The sequence below is a fragment of the Streptomyces sp. NBC_01255 genome (assembly GCF_036226445.1).
GTDB lineage: Bacteria > Actinomycetota > Actinomycetes > Streptomycetales > Streptomycetaceae > Streptomyces.
In genome coordinates this window covers 5,027,844-5,041,787 of record NZ_CP108474.1, presented here as the reverse complement: position 1 = coordinate 5,041,787, position 13,944 = coordinate 5,027,844, and the positions used below count along the sequence as shown (strand labels likewise).

The following is a 13,944-nucleotide window of genomic DNA, read 5'->3' as shown; positions in this document are numbered from 1 at the left end:
TTCAGGGTACGCCGCTCCCCCCGCCCCGTACCCCGCCTCATGCCCCTCTGATCAACGGTCCTTCGGTCAGCGGTCCTTCGGGTCGATGAGCCAGATCCCGAGCACGACCAGGAACGACAGGACGAGGAAGCCGGCTCCCCACCACGCGGTGCCGGTGTCGCCCGTCATCCACTCGTCCACCACGATCGTCAGCCCCCAGAGCTGGCCGATGACGACCGTGAGCGCCAGCGCGAGACGCGCGGACAGCTTCGAGGAGCGCTCCGGCTCCTGCTCCGTGCCGGCTCCCGGGCCCGGCCCGGTGTGCCGGATCCGGGGGTCGCCGTAGCCGCTGGTGGGCCGGATCTGCGGATAGCGCTCGTGCACCGGCCGGTTCAGGCGCGGCTGGGCACTGCCGGGGGTGTACGCGGGCGGCGGCGGGGCACCCGGTGCCTCCGGTGCTCCGGGGTCCCTCGGGAACGGGGTCTCGCTCATGTCCGCTCACTCCTCTCGGCTGCCTTGCGGCCCGGGGCGGCCGGGGCGGCCGGGCCTTCCGCGCCGAAGCCGGGGCAGCCCGGACGGTCCTCGCCGTTCTGGCGGCAGAAGCCCTCGACGGCGCTCTCGCCCGAGCGGGCCGTGCCGATCGCCCAGACGCTGCCGTCGACCTGCTCGACGAGGATCACCTTCGGCAGGCCCCTCGGGGGCGGGCCGGCGGTGACCTCTCCCGTACGGGCGTCGAAGATCCCCTCGTGGCAGGGGCAGTACAGCTCTCCCTCGCTCCCCCGCTCCCTGCGCCACAGCACGGCGCAGGCGAGGTGGGTGCAGACGGCGGAGTAGCCGGCGAGGGTGCCGTCGTCCATGCGGACGGCGATGGCCCGGTCCTCGTCGCCCGGGTAGCGGAAGGCGAGCGACTCCCCCGGCTCGATCCGGTCGGCGACCTTCTTGATCTCGGGGGCCCCTTCGCTGTCGCCGTGGCGGTGCAGGATGCCGGAGGCGACGGCGACGCCGCCGACGGCCAGGCCGCCGGAGACGGTCGCGACGATCCGCAGGTAGTCGCGGCGGGTGGTGAGGGAGTCGGCGGCGATCCGGTCGCGGAGCGCCTCCTGGGCCGCGTCGGCGCGGGGGTCCGGCGCGGGCGGCTGGGGGTCGGTGACGCTCATCGGACGTCCCTTCCGTTGATCTCGACGACGGGCAGACCTCCCGGGACCGGCCACTGGACCTTGTCGGCGGGGACGACCATCGCGACGCCGGTGGTGACGGTGGTCGTGCCGAAGGTGAAGGAGTCGGCGACCTGGACGCCGGGGCGTTCCGCCTGGAGCTCTTCGAGGGTTCCGTAGAAGAGGGCGCCGGTGGGGCAGACGGTGGCGCACATGGGGGCGAGGCCGTAGGCGGTGCGGTCGTAGCAGAGGTTGCACTTCATCTGGAGCTTCGCCTGGAGGTCGATCTTGGGGACGCCGAAGGGGCAGGCGTTGACGCAGTTGGCGCAGCCGATGCAGCGGGTGGTGTCGGCCTGCTGCACGACGCCGTCGGCGGTGACGAGGATCGCGTCGGCGGGGCAGACCTCGGCGCAGGGGGCGACCGGGTCCTCGCAGTGCATGCAGACGGTGGGGAGGGAGGCGACGGAGTGGCCTTCGTCGGGGTAGTCGAGGTGGATCATCGACTTGCCGCGGTGGGAGTCGCATTCGCGGCAGGCGGAGACGCAGGCCTGGCAGCCGATGCAGCGGCCCGGGTCGATGAAGATCGTTCGGCCCATCATGTGCGGGTCAGCTCCTCTCCGCGGTGCCGCGGCCCTGGGGGGAGGTGGGGGGCAGCGGGTCGAGGCGCGAGACCTGGGTCTCGGGGTAGGCCTGCTGTCCGGGGGCGGTGGGCGGCGCGGGGACGTCGTCGACGTGTTCGGCGGCCTCGATGCGGGCGGCGCAGACCTTGTACTCCGGGATCTTGGAGCGCGGGTCGAGGGCGTCGATGGTGAGGGCGTTCGCCGAGGTGGGGACGGGCCAGTGGTAGGGGATGAAGACGGTGTCGGGGCGGATGGCCTCGGTGACGAGGGCGGGGAAGACCTCGCTGCCGCGGCGGGTGACGACACGGACGGGATCGCCGTTGCGGAAGCCGTGGGAGGGGTGGACCTCGACCCAGGGGCGGGGGGTCTGTTCGACGAGGGCGCCGAGCCGGCGGGTCTGGTTGCCGGAGAGGAAGTGGGCGACGGTCCGGCCGGTGGTGAGCGAGAGGGGGTACTCCTCGCTGTACGGGTCCATGGGCGGGTGCCACTCGACGACCTGCAGATGGATCCTGCCGTCGGGGTGGTAGGTCGTCCCGTCCTCGAAGAGGCGCGGGGTGCCGGGGTGCTCCGTGGTGGGGCAGGGCCAGGCGATGCCGCCGGTCTCCTCCAGGCGTTCGTAGGTGATGCCGTAGTAGTCGTTGACCGTGCCGGCGGAGGCGACGCGGAGCTCCTCGAAGACGGAGCGGGAGTCCGGGAAGTCGAACTTGTCGCCCGCGCCGAGCCGTTTTGCGAGTTCGCACATGACCCAGGTGTCGGTGCGGACTCCGGCGGGGGGTTCCTGGGCCTTGTTGTGCTTGACGACCCGGGCCTCGGCGTTGGCCATGACGCCCTCGTCCTCGGCCCAGACGGTGACCGGGAAGACGACGTGGGCGTTGGCGGCGGTCTCGGAGAGGAAGAAGTCGAACTGGGCGTGGAATTCGAGGGTGTCGTAGCCGTCCTTGACGGTGGCGTAGTTCGGGAGCGAGACGAAGGGGTTGTTGCAGATGCCGACGAGGCCGCGGATCTCCTTGCGCTGCATCTGCCAGACCATCTCCATCATGGAGGTGCCGGCGAGTGGGAGTTCGGCCTCGTCGACGCCCCAGATCTCGCAGATCTGGCGGCGGTGCTCGGGGTTGGTGATGGAGCGGCCGCCGGGCAGGAGGTCGGACTTCTGGCCGTGTTCGCGGCCGCCCTGACCGTTGCCCTGGCCGGTGATCGTGCCGTAGCCGGCGCCGGGCTTGCCGATGTGCCCGGTGGCGACGCAGAGATTGATGATCGAGAGGCAGTTCTCGACGCCCTGGGAGTGGTGCTCGACGCCGCGGGCGTGCCAGGCCATGGCCTTGCCCGCGCCGGCGAACATGCGGGCGACCTGGACGATCTGCTCCTCGGGTACGCCGCAGATCGTGGCGGAGCGGGAGGGCGGATAGTCGGCGACGGTCTTCCTGACCTCCGCCCAGCCGGTGGTGTGGGCGGCGAGGTAGGCCTCGTCGGTGAGGCCCTCGGCGACGACGACGTGGAGGACGGCGTTGAAGAAGGCGGAGTCCGTGCCGGGCTTGATCGCGACGTGGACGTCGGCGGTGCGGGCGATGGCCGTCTCGCGGGGGTCGACGACGATGAGGGTGGCGCCGCGGTCGCGGGCTCCCCACAGGTACTGGGTCATGACCGGGAAGCACTCGCCGACGTTGGAGCCGGCGATGAGGAGGCAGTCGGTGAGGAGGATGTCGGAGAAGGGGTTGCCGGCGCGGTCGATGCCGAAGGCGAGCTTGTTGGCGCCGGCGGCGGAGACCATGCAGAGGCGGCCGTTGTAGTCGACGTGCCGGGACTTGAGGGCGACGCGGGCGAACTTGCCGACGAGGTAGGTCTTCTCGGAGAAGAGGCTGGCGCCGCCGAGGAGGCCGAAGGCGTCGTTGCCGTACTCGCCCTGGATGCGGCGGATCTCGGCGACGGTGCGGTCGAGGGCCTCTTCCCAACTGACCTCGCGGAACTCCTCGTCGCGGTTGGCGCGCATGAGGGGCGCGGTGAGCCGGTCGGGGTGGTTGACCTGCTGGTAGGCGTTGATGCCCTTGGGGCAGAGCCGCATGCGGTTGATGTCGTGGTTGCGGGGCTCGACGCCGAAGACCTTGCCTCCGCGGTCGACGCGGAGGTACATGCCGCACTGGACTCCGCAGAAGCAGCAGTGGGTGGGGACGAGGGTCTCGCCGTTCTGGTCGGCGTGCCAGCGGTCGGCGGGGATGCCCCCGGCGTCGCGGAAGGCGCGGGTGCCGGGCGGGGCGAGGGAGGGGTCGAGCGGCAGCGGCTGCCCGGGGGTGGTCGCGGGGTCGGCCGCCGTCATTTGAAGCCCTTCTTCACGTGGTCGAGGTAGGCGTTGCCGCGGAGGACGCGCTTGCAGCGGGGGCAGTACTCGGCCCATTCGTCGAAGCCCAGGTCGAGGTCGCGCATGGTGCCCTGGAGGTTCTCGACGTAGGGGGCGGTGTCGATGGGCTCCTGGCAGCGGCGGCAGGCGAGGACGGTGTCGGCGGACCCGCCCTTGCCGCGGGAGGTGTATTTGAAGAGCTGCATGCCGACGGCCGCGGGCCGCTGGACGATGTGGAAGAACTTCCCGAAGGGGATGTAGATGAGGGTGAAGACCACGGACACCATGTGGAGGATGGCGAGGAACTCGTAGCCGCCGCCGTGCAGGAAGATCGACGAGAAGGTGAGCAGGAGCCCCGTCACGGAGATGACGATGAGGGCGAGGAGGGGCACCAGGTCGTAGGCGAACCGCTGGCCGGTGATGGCCGCGCGGTCCTTCATGCGGCGCCAGAGGAAGTAGGAGGCGCCGGCGATGACGAGGACGGCGGCGATGTCGAGGCCGTGGAACATGAGCCAGCCGAGGATGCTGAGCGCGTCGAAGCCGACGACCTTGAGGCCCCAGATCCGCATCTCGTAGCCGGGCCCCGAGCCGGTGGAGGAGGTGAAGGTGAACCAGCCCCAGGTGAGGGGGAAGGTGATCGCGGCGGCCAGCAGACAGCCCCAGAAGACGAGCTGGTGGGCGGCCCAGCGGGCGTGGGAGCGGGCGCCGAGGAACTTCTGGAAGCCGAGGTAGGTGGCGATCATCCGGGGCAGGGCGGTGGGCGCCTTGCGGAAGTTCGCGGCGGAGAAGAAGGACCGCCAGCCCTGCTTGAAGAGGCGGCGGGCGCCGGGGGCGGAGATCCAGACGGTGTACCGGTAGGCGACGCCGAAGGCGAGGAAGACCGTGGCGACGGCGTACGGCAGGAGGGCCGAGTCGAAGTCGCGGAGCAGGCGGCTGCCGAAGACGATCGCGAGGATCAGGAGCAGGGAGACGAGGGTGCCCGCGAGGACCGCACGGCGGCGCACGTCGGCGGGGGTCTGCGGCGCGGGTCCGGCGGCTGCGGGGTCCCCGGGCACGGCGCCGGGGGCGGGATCTCCTGGGGCCGCGGCCGGGTCTCCGGGGGCGGGGCTCGGCTCGGCTGTCTGCGGTGGCTCGGTCACGCGGCCACGGTAAGGGCGTACGTACCGGTTCGTCCTGTTTTGCGGGGTGGCAGGGTGAGTGCGTCGCTCAGACGGCGTGCAGGCCGTGGGAGAGGAAGACCTCGCGGGCCTCGGCGACCTGCTCGGGCGTCGGGGACGGGGTGTCGTGGAGGGTGAACGGCTTGGCGAGTGCTTGCCACTTGGCTTCGCCGAGCTTGTGGAAGGGGAGGATGTCCACGCGGGAGACGTTGCCGAGGCCGGCGGCGAAGGCGGCGACTCCCTCGACGTTGGCGGGGGCGTCGGTGAGCCCCGGGACGAGCACGAAGCGGACGTGGACCTCCTGGCCGAGGTCGGCGAGGCGCCGGGCGAAGTCCAGGGTCGGCCGCAGCGGCCGCCCGGTGACCTTCTTGTACGTGTCCGGGTCCCAGGACTTGATGTCGAGCAGGACCAGGTCGGTGTCGCGCAGCAGGGCGTCGGTGGCGCGGACACCGAGGAAGCCCGAGGTGTCGAGGGCCGTGTGGAGGCCGAGCTCGTGCTTCATCCGGTGCAGGAGCTCGCCGGTGAAGACGGGCTGGAGGAGGGGCTCCCCGCCGGAGAGGGTGGCCCCGCCGCCGGAGGCGGCGATGAAGCGGACGTACTTGGCCGCCTCGGCGATCACGTCGTCGGCGGAGGTGCGCGTGCCGTTGCGCATCCTCCAGGTGTCGGGGTTGTGGCAGTAGAGACAGGTGAGGGGGCAGCCGGAGAGGAAGGTGACGAAGCGGGTGCCGGGTCCGTCGACACCGGTCGACAGGTCCCAGGAGTGGACCGAGCCCTCGGAGGGCCGGTGGGTCGCCGCGGCGGCCGGGGTGGCGGGTCCGATGGTGAGGCTGGTCATGGCAGGACCTCCGTGGAAGGTGTCGGGCGCGACCCCGGGGCCGGGGGGTGAGGGCCGCCGTCGGCCCCGGGTGCGTCGCAGGGGCTACAGGGAGCCGTGGAAGGTGCGGTTCAGGACGTCGAGCTGCTGCTCGCGGGTGAGCCGGACGAAGTTGACCGCGTATCCGGAGACCCGGATGGTCAGCTGCGGGTGGTTCTCCGGGTGCTCCATGGCGTCCGTCAGCACGTCGCGGTTGAGGACGTTGACGTTCATGTGGAAACCGTCGCTCGCCATGTAGCCGTCGAGGACGCCGGCGAGGTTCTTGATCCGCTCCTCGGGGGTGCGGCCCAGGCCGTCGGGGGTGACGGTGTTGGTGAGCGAGATGCCGTCCTCCGCGTCCTCGTACGGGAGCTTGGCGACCGAGAGGGCCGAGGCCACGTAGCCGTGGGTGTCGCGGCCGTTCATCGGGTTGGCGCCCGGGGAGAAGGGCTCGCCCGCGCGGCGCCCGTCGGGGGTGTTGCCGGTCTTCTTGCCGTAGACGACGTTGGAGGTGATGGTCAGGACGGACTGGGTGTGTTCGGCGTCGCGGTACGTCGGGTGCTTGCGCACCTTCCGCATGAACTCCTCGACCAGCCCGACGGCGATCTGGTCGACGCGCTCGTCGTTGTTGCCGTACGCCGGGTACTCGCCGTCGATGACGTAGTCGGTCGCGAGGCCGGTCTCGTCCCGGACCGGGGTGACCTTGGCGTACTTGACGGCGGCGAGGGAGTCGGCGGCGACGGAGAGGCCGGCGATGCCGCAGGCCATGGTGCGGCGCACGTCGCGGTCGTGGAGCGCCATCTCGATGCGCTCGTAGGCGTACCGGTCGTGCATGTAGTGGATGACGTTCAGGGCGTGGACGTAGACGCTCGCGAGCCACTCCATCTGCTCGTCGAACTTGGCCATGACCTCGTCGTAGTCGAGGACGTCCGCAGTGATGGGGCCGCTCTCCGGGCCGACCTGGGCGCCGGACTTCTCGTCGCGGCCGCCGTTGATCGCGTAGAGGAGGGTCTTGGCGAGGTTCACACGGGCGCCGAAGAACTGCATCTGCTTGCCGACGGGCATCGCGGAGACGCAGCAGGCGATGGCGGTGTCGTCGCCGAAGCGCGGCCGCATCAGCTCGTCCGACTCGTACTGGACGGAGGAGGTGTCGATGGAGACCCTCGCGCAGAACTCCTTGAAGCCCTGCGGGAGCTGCGGCGACCAGAAGACCGTCATGTTCGGCTCGGGGGCCGGGCCGAGGTTGTAGAGCGTCTGGAGGTAGCGGAAGGAGGTCTTCGTGACGAGCGGGCGGCCGTCCTCCCCCATGCCGGCGATGGACTCGGTGACCCAGGTGGGGTCGCCGGAGAACAGTTCGTCGTACTCGGGGGTGCGCAGGAAGCGGACGATGCGGAGCTTGATGATGAAGTCGTCGACGAGCTCCTGGGCCTGCTCCTCGGTGAGGAGACCGGCCTCGATGTCGCGCTGGAGGTAGACGTCGAGGAAGGTGGACGTCCGGCCGAGGGACATCGCGGCGCCGTTCTGCTCCTTCACGGCGGCGAGGTAGGCGAAGTACAGCCACTGGATCGCCTCGCGGCCCGTGCCGGCGGGGGCGGAGATGTCGTGGCCGTAGGAGGCGGCCATCGCCTTGAGTTCGCCGAGGGCGCGGATCTGCTCGGAGAGCTCCTCGCGGAGACGGATGGTCTCCTCCAGGGAGCGGTTCCCTGCGGGGAGGGCGTTGAGCTCCTCCTTCTCCTCCTTCTTCACCGCGATCAGGCGGTCGACGCCGTAGAGCGCGACACGGCGGTAGTCGCCGATGATGCGGCCGCGGCCGTAGGCGTCGGGGAGGCCGGTGACGATGCCGGCCTTGCGGGCGGCGCGGATCTCGGGGGTGTACGCGTCGAAGACACCGGCGTTGTGGGTCTTGCGGTACTCGGTGAAGACCTTCTCCAGGTCCGAGGAGACCGGGTAGCCGTAGGTCTCCAGGGCGCCGGCGACCATGCGCCAGCCGCCGTACGGCATGATCGCGCGCTTCAGCGGGGCGTCGGTCTGGAGGCCGACGATCAGGTCCTTGTCGCGGTCGATGTAACCGGGGGCGTGGGCGGTGATGGTGGAGGGGATGTCGTACGAGACGTCGTGGACGCCCTTGGCGCGCTCCTCCGGGAACTTGTCCGTGATGGCCTTCCACACGGCGGTGGTCCGCTCGGTGGGGCCTGCGAGGAAGGAGTCGTCGCCCTCGTACGGCGTGTAGTTCTGCTGGATGAAGTCGCGGACGTCGACGGCGTCGCGCCAGAGCCCGCCCTTGAAGCCCTTCCAGGCCCGCTCGGTCGTCGTTGCCTCAGCAGGAGTTGCAGTCACTGCCCGCACCGCCTTCTTCGATTCATTCGATCGCGTCTTCGCTTACCTCCATTCCACTCCTTTTGATCGATCATTTCGGTCGGCATTGGTCACCGGTCGACGGGCTTTGGTCCTGTTCCGGGAACGCCGGAAGGCCCCGCCGTGGCGGGACCTTCCGATGACGAGGAAAACAGGGGCTCAGCTGGGTGCCTCGGCGCTCTTGCGGGCGTAGAACCACCAGGTCACGACCATGCAGCTGACGTAGAAGGCGACGAATCCCCACATCGCGCTGGTCACGGCCACCGAGGCGAAGAGGGCCGGGATGAAGAAGAAACCGTAGGCGGCGATGGCCGAGGTGAATCCGGTGACGGCACCCGACTCCATTTCCGCCTGCTTGAGCGCCCTGGCGTATTCCGGGGCGCCTTCCTCAAGGCCCTTCAGGTGGGTGCCGCGGAAGATGACCGGGATCTGCCGGAACGTCGAACCGTTCCCGATTCCGGAGAAGAAGAACGCGGCGAGGAAGCAGAAGAAGAAACCGTAGAAGGAGCCGCTGTCACTGCCCGAGGGCAGGAAGGTGATCACGCCGACGATGGAGACGGCCATGCCCACGAAGGACAGGATCGTGACCCGGGCGCCGCCCCACTTGTCGGCGATCCAGCCGCCGCCCCAGCGGGCGAGGGCGCCGACGGCCGGGCCCATCCAGGCGTAGGTGGCGACGGAGTAGTCCGGGAACGTGGTCTTGATGAGCATCGGCAGGGCGGCGGCGAAGCCGATGAAGGAGCCGAAGGTGCCGACGTACAGCCAGGTCATCAGCCAGTTGTGCTTCCGCTTGAAGATGATCTTCTGCTGGCTGAAGGGGGTCGAGGCCACCTTGAGGTCGTTCTGCCCGAACCAGGCGACGGCCGCGAGGATCAGCAGGATCGGCACCCAGAGGAACGCGGCGTTCTGCAGGTAGACGGGAGTGCCGTCGGCCTTGTGCTGCGCGGAGCCGATCGCGATCGTCGACCAGGTGATGACAATCGGGGTGAGGAGCTGGACGACGGAGACGCCGAGGTTGCCGAGACCGCCGTTGATGCCGGTCGCGCTGCCCTTCCTGGCCTTCGGGAAGAAGAAGCCGATGTTGGCGAGGGACGAGGCGAAGTTCGCGCCGCCGATGCCGCAGAGCGCGGCGATGGCGACCATCACGCCGTACGGGGTCGTCGGATCCTGGATGGCGATGCCGAGCCAGATCAGCGGCACGATCAGGACGACCGTCGACAGCGCGGTGAAGCGGCGCTGGCCGACCATCGGGCCGAGGAAGGTGTAGAAGATCCGGGCCGTGCCGCCGGTCAGACCGGGGATGGCCGTCAGCCAGAACAGCTGCGAGGTGGAGAAGCCGAAGCCGACGTCCTTGAGATTGGTCGCGGTGACCGACCAGACCTGCCAGACGACGAAGGCCACGAGCAGCGCCGGAACCGCGATCCAGAGATTACGGGTGGCGACCTTCTTGCCGATGGACTTCCAGAAGAGCTCGTTCTCGGGCTCCCAGTCGGTGATCGGCTTCCCGGGACGGTACTGCTCCGTGTCGTACGACGGGGCGGGCCCGCCCGTCCTTCTACTGCCCTGGTCCTGGGACTGGACTACGGAACTCATGGCGCTTCCCTGCCTTTTCGCCTTCTCGGCTTTCGCAGACTTTCCTTGCTCTTCCAGGCTGCGCTTCGGGGTAAGGGGGGCGTGAGTGCCGATGGTCGCCGGTCCGGCGGGCGGAGGTCCCGTCAGCGAGGGGCCGGAGGAACCGGCAGCACCGGGAGGGACACCTCCGGGTCGTCGAGGCACGCCCCGGTCCGCAGGTCGAACTCCTGCTTGTGCATCGGAGAGGCCACGACCGGCACCCCGTCGCGGCTGCCCATGATCCCGTTCGCGATGACGTCGGCGCCCGAGAACGGGTCCCGGTTCCCCACCGCGTACACCTCGCCGTCCCCGTCCCGGAAGAGCGCCGCCTCCGTGCCGTCCGCGAGGACGGCGGCCCGCCCGCGCCCCGGCTCCAGGAACTCCACCCCGGCCACGTGCGGCTCGAAGCGGGCCAGAGCCGCCGGGTCGTCGAGGACGGCCCGCCACTCGTCGCGGTACGCGGCGACGTGCCGGTCCATCTGCGCTTCGAGCTCGGCGCCGATCCCCAGCGAGTCCTCGATCAGGACCTCCCGGAGGTGATCCGTCCCCCCACCGAGCCGCTCCAGCCACGCCGAGGTGCGCTCCAGGCGCTCCCCCGTCCGTACGTAGTACATGAGGAAGCGGTCGATCAGCGCGAACAGCCCGGCGGCCGACAGGTCGGAGGCGAGCAGGTCGGCGTGGCGGGGATTCGTGCCGCCGTTGCCGCAGACGTAGAGGTTCCAGCCGCCGGCGGTGGCGATGACGCCGATGTCCTTGCCGCGGGCCTCCGCGCACTCGCGCAGACAGCCCGAGACCCCGCCCTTGATCTTGTGCGGGGCGCGCAGGCCCCGGTAGCGGAGCTCCAGGTCGATCGCGAGCTGCACCGAGTCGCCCTGCCCGAAGCGGCAGAACCGGGACCCTACGCAGGACTTGACCGTCCGAAGGGACTTTCCGTACGCCTGCCCCGACTCGAATCCGGCGGCGATCAACCGCCGCCAGATGGCGGGCAGTTCCTCCTTCCTCGCGCCGAAGAGGTCGATCCGCTGACCGCCGGTGATCTTGCTGTAGAGGCCGTGGTCGCGGGCCACCTCGCCGATGACGATGAGCTGTTCGGCGGTGATCTCGCCGCCGGGGACGCGCGGCACCACCGAGTACGTGCCGTCCTTCTGGAGGTTGGCGAGGAAGAGGTCGTTGGAGTCCTGGAGCGCGGCCTGCTCGCCCTCCAGGACGTGCCGCAGGCCCAGTTCGGGTGCGAGGGTGCCGAGGACGTTGGCCACGACCGGCTTGCAGACCGTGCAGCCCGCGCCGCCGGAGCCGTGCCTCTCCACCAGCTCGCTGTACGAGCGGATGTGTTCGTCGCGGACGAGCGCGTACAGCTCCGGGCGGGAGAGCTCGGGGAAGTGCTCGCACAGGCCCTTCGGCTTCTCCACGCCCGCCGCGTCGAGGACGGCCTGGAGGGTGTTCACGCACCCTCCGCAGCCGGTGCCGGCCTTGGTGCAGCGCTTGATCCCGCCGATGTCGGTCAGTCCGTGCTCGGCGATCGCCCCGGCCACCGCGCCCTTCGTCACGTTGTGGCAGGAGCAGACGACGGCGTCGTCGGGGAGCGCGTCTGCGCCGGGCGGCTCGGCACCGGCGGCGGAGGCGGGGAGGAGGAACGCGGCGGGCGGGGCCGGCAGTTGCCGTCCGGCGTGCGGCTTGAGCGAGCCGTACGCGTCGGCGTCGCCGACCAGGATGCCGCCGAGGAGCTGCCCCTCAGGGCCGAAGAGCAGCTTCTTGTAGACGCCCTCGCGCCCGTCCGAGAAGACCACCTCGGCGGCCTGCGCCCCCTCCGCGAAAGGATCGCCGAAGGAGGCCACGTCCGCGCCGAGCAGCTTCAGCCTGGTGGAGGTGTCGGCGCCCGTGAACACGGTCGTCCCGTCGCCCGCGAGCTGGTCGGCGACCGCCTCCGCCATCTGGTAGCCGGGCGCCACGAGCCCGTACACCCGCCCGTCGGAGGTCTGCGCGCACTCCCCGATCGCGTACACGTACGGATCGGTAGTCCGGCAGCGTTCGTCCACCGCCACTCCCCCGCGGTCCCCGACCGCGAGCCCCGCCTCGCGGGCGAGCCGGTCGCGCGGCCGCACCCCGGCGGAGAAGACGACGACGTCGGCGGGGAGCTCCTCGCCGCTCGACAGCCTGAGGCCGCACACCTTCCCGTCCGCGTCCGTCTCGACCTCGGCGGCTCCGACGCCCGTGTGCACGGCCACGCCCATCGACTCGATGGTGGCGCGCAGGGCCGCCGCGCCGCCGTCGTCGACCTGGAGCGGCATGAGGCGGGGCGCGAACTCGACGACGTGCGTGGCGAGTCCGAGCGTACGGAGTGCCCCGGCGGCCTCCAGGCCGAGAAGCCCGCCGCCGATGACGACGCCGGTACGGAACTCCTCCGCCGCGGCGGCCCCGTCGGCCTCGGTGTACGTCGTGAGCGCGTCGACATCGTAGAGCGTGCGGTAGGTGAAGCAGCCGGGCGCGTCGGCGCCGGGGATCGGCGGCACGAAGGGGTACGAGCCGGTGGCCAGGACCAGCGCGTCGTAGGCGACGACGGCGCCGGAGGTGGTGGTGACCGTGCGGGCGGCCGTGTCGACGAGCTCGGCCGGGTCGCCGAGCCGCAGGTCGATGCCGTGCCCGGAGAGGAACTCGGGCGTGGAGAGGCCCAGTTGGTTTGGGTCGGTACCGGTGAAGACGGAGGAGAGATGAACCCGGTCGTAGGCGGGCACGTCCTCCTCCGCGAGCACGGTCACCCGCCAGCCGGGCCCGTCCGGGTCGGCCGGGTCCGCGAGCGCCCCGCGCTCGGCCAGCGCCTCCAGGAGCCGGTGGCCGACCATGCCGTGGCCGATGAGGACGAGGGCCTGGGTCCGCTGGGCTGCCATGGCGGTCTCCGTGGGGGTCGCGTACGAGTTCCAGGGTGCTTCGGTGGTTCCTTCCGACCGTAGGGGCGCGGCATGGGCGTGTCGGGCCCGTGAAGGACCCGAGGATCGGGGACTTGTGGCCCTGCCGACGAGGCCTTACGGCGGCGGTACGGGGGCGGCGCGGGGCCTAGCGTGAACGGAGCGGGGCCACCGGCGGCGTACGACACCGCTGCCGGCGGCCCTCCGGGGGAACGTCTGTGGAGGTACGCATGCGGAACCTGGTCCTGGCCGTGCACGGCAGCGCCGTCCCCGAGGCGGGCGCGACGGTCGAGCGGCTCGCCGACGCCGTGCGCCGGCTGACCGGGGCGCCCGTCGCCGTCGGCCACCTCGACCACCAGCGGCCCTCCCTCCCGTACGTCCTCGCGGACCGGACCGGCGCGGTCGTCGTCCCGCTGCTCCTCGGCGACGGCTACCACCGGACCGTCGACATCCCGTCCGTCGCCCGGCACTTCGACTGCGCGGTCACGCGCGGACTGAGCGGCGAGTACGCGGTGGCCCTCGCCCTGTACGACCGGCTGCGCGCCGCCGAACGGGCCGCCGGCGGCCCGGCCGACGCGGTCGTCGTCGCCGGGGCGGGCTCCTCCCGGCCCGGCGGGAACGACGGCACGCTCACGGCGGTACGGCAGCTGGGCCGGCTCCTGCCGGTGCCGGTGACCGCCGCGTACTGCTCCGCGAGCGACCCGGCCCCGGCCGAGGCCGTCGCCCGCCTGCGTGCCTGCGGCTTCCGCCGTGTCGCGCTCGCCGCCCACCTGCTGGCCCCGGGCCGCTTCACCCGCGCCCTGTGGTCGGTCCCGGACACCTGGGCGGTCGGGGAGCCGCTCGCCGACCATCCGCGCCTTGCCGAGCTGGTGACGGCGCGGTACGCGCAGGCCTCCGCGGGGGCGCCGGCCGGGAAGACCGTGGGGACGGTGCCGGCCGGGAAGACCACGGGGACGGCACCGGCCGCACGGGCCGCCTGA

10 protein-coding genes are annotated in these 13,944 nt (G+C 71.2%); 1 reads left to right on the top strand and 9 read right to left on the bottom strand.

The features are described 5' to 3' along the window. Positions 1-66 precede the first annotated feature (66 nt). From OG357_RS22745 to nirB, 9 genes are all read right to left on the bottom strand, one after another. Complete coding sequence (locus tag OG357_RS22745; protein ID WP_329622892.1) at positions 67-471, bottom strand: hypothetical protein; 405 nt, start codon at positions 469-471, stop codon at positions 67-69. Next, entirely contained in the window at positions 468-1,136 is a 669-nt protein-coding gene (locus OG357_RS22740) for a QcrA and Rieske domain-containing protein (RefSeq protein ID WP_329622891.1), read from the bottom strand. The genes OG357_RS22745 and OG357_RS22740 overlap by 4 nt, the downstream gene beginning before the upstream one ends. Continuing rightward, positions 1,133-1,732 carry a 4Fe-4S dicluster domain-containing protein gene (locus OG357_RS22735; RefSeq protein WP_055642974.1) on the bottom strand — a complete coding sequence of 200 codons (600 nt, stop codon included), beginning with the start codon at positions 1,730-1,732 and terminating at the stop codon, positions 1,133-1,135. Before OG357_RS22735 ends, OG357_RS22740 begins: the two co-directional genes overlap by 4 nt. 7 nt (positions 1,733-1,739) lie before the next feature. Beyond that, positions 1,740-4,064, bottom strand: coding sequence for a molybdopterin oxidoreductase family protein (locus OG357_RS22730; RefSeq protein ID WP_329622890.1), 2,325 nt, complete (start codon positions 4,062-4,064; stop codon positions 1,740-1,742). Then, positions 4,061-5,140 carry an MFS transporter gene (locus tag OG357_RS22725; protein ID WP_443066818.1) on the bottom strand — a complete coding sequence of 360 codons (1,080 nt, stop codon included), beginning with the start codon at positions 5,138-5,140 and terminating at the stop codon, positions 4,061-4,063. Before OG357_RS22725 ends, OG357_RS22730 begins: the two co-directional genes overlap by 4 nt. A gap of 151 nt (positions 5,141-5,291) precedes the next feature. Continuing rightward, on the bottom strand, positions 5,292-6,077 hold the full coding sequence (pflA, locus tag OG357_RS22720) for a pyruvate formate-lyase-activating protein (RefSeq protein WP_329622889.1): 786 nt from the start codon (positions 6,075-6,077) through the stop codon (positions 5,292-5,294). Positions 6,078-6,161: 84 nt separating this feature from the next. Next, on the bottom strand, positions 6,162-8,432 hold the full coding sequence (gene pflB / locus OG357_RS22715; protein ID WP_443066715.1) for a formate C-acetyltransferase: 2,271 nt from the start codon (positions 8,430-8,432) through the stop codon (positions 6,162-6,164). Between the two features lie 177 nt (positions 8,433-8,609). Further along, positions 8,610-10,043, bottom strand: a complete 1,434-nt coding sequence (locus OG357_RS22710; RefSeq protein WP_329622887.1) for an MFS transporter — start codon at positions 10,041-10,043, stop codon at positions 8,610-8,612. Between the two features lie 122 nt (positions 10,044-10,165). Beyond that, positions 10,166-12,946, bottom strand: a complete 2,781-nt coding sequence (nirB, locus tag OG357_RS22705; RefSeq protein ID WP_329622886.1) for a nitrite reductase large subunit NirB — start codon at positions 12,944-12,946, stop codon at positions 10,166-10,168. Positions 12,947-13,194: 248 nt separating this feature from the next. On the opposite strand from nirB, the gene OG357_RS22700 reads away from it, so the two are divergent. Beyond that, a complete protein-coding gene (locus OG357_RS22700; RefSeq protein ID WP_329622885.1) occupies positions 13,195-13,944 on the top strand; it encodes a sirohydrochlorin chelatase in 750 nt (249 codons plus the stop codon).

Excerpts from the sequence above, each read along its gene's own strand:
- OG357_RS22745 (WP_329622892.1), bottom strand. The coding sequence starts at position 471 with ATGAGCGAGACCCCGTTCCCGAGGGACCCCGGAGCACCGGAGGCACCG.
- OG357_RS22740 (WP_329622891.1), bottom strand. The coding sequence starts at position 1,136 with ATGAGCGTCACCGACCCCCAGCCGCCCGCGCCGGACCCCCGCGCCGAC.
- OG357_RS22735 (WP_055642974.1), bottom strand. The coding sequence starts at position 1,732 with ATGATGGGCCGAACGATCTTCATCGACCCGGGCCGCTGCATCGGCTGC.
- OG357_RS22730 (WP_329622890.1), bottom strand. The coding sequence starts at position 4,064 with ATGACGGCGGCCGACCCCGCGACCACCCCCGGGCAGCCGCTGCCGCTC.
- pflA (WP_329622889.1), bottom strand. The coding sequence starts at position 6,077 with ATGACCAGCCTCACCATCGGACCCGCCACCCCGGCCGCCGCGGCGACC.
- OG357_RS22710 (WP_329622887.1), bottom strand. The coding sequence starts at position 10,043 with ATGAGTTCCGTAGTCCAGTCCCAGGACCAGGGCAGTAGAAGGACGGGC.
- nirB (WP_329622886.1), bottom strand. The coding sequence starts at position 12,946 with ATGGCAGCCCAGCGGACCCAGGCCCTCGTCCTCATCGGCCACGGCATG.
- OG357_RS22700 (WP_329622885.1), top strand. The coding sequence starts at position 13,195 with ATGCGGAACCTGGTCCTGGCCGTGCACGGCAGCGCCGTCCCCGAGGCG.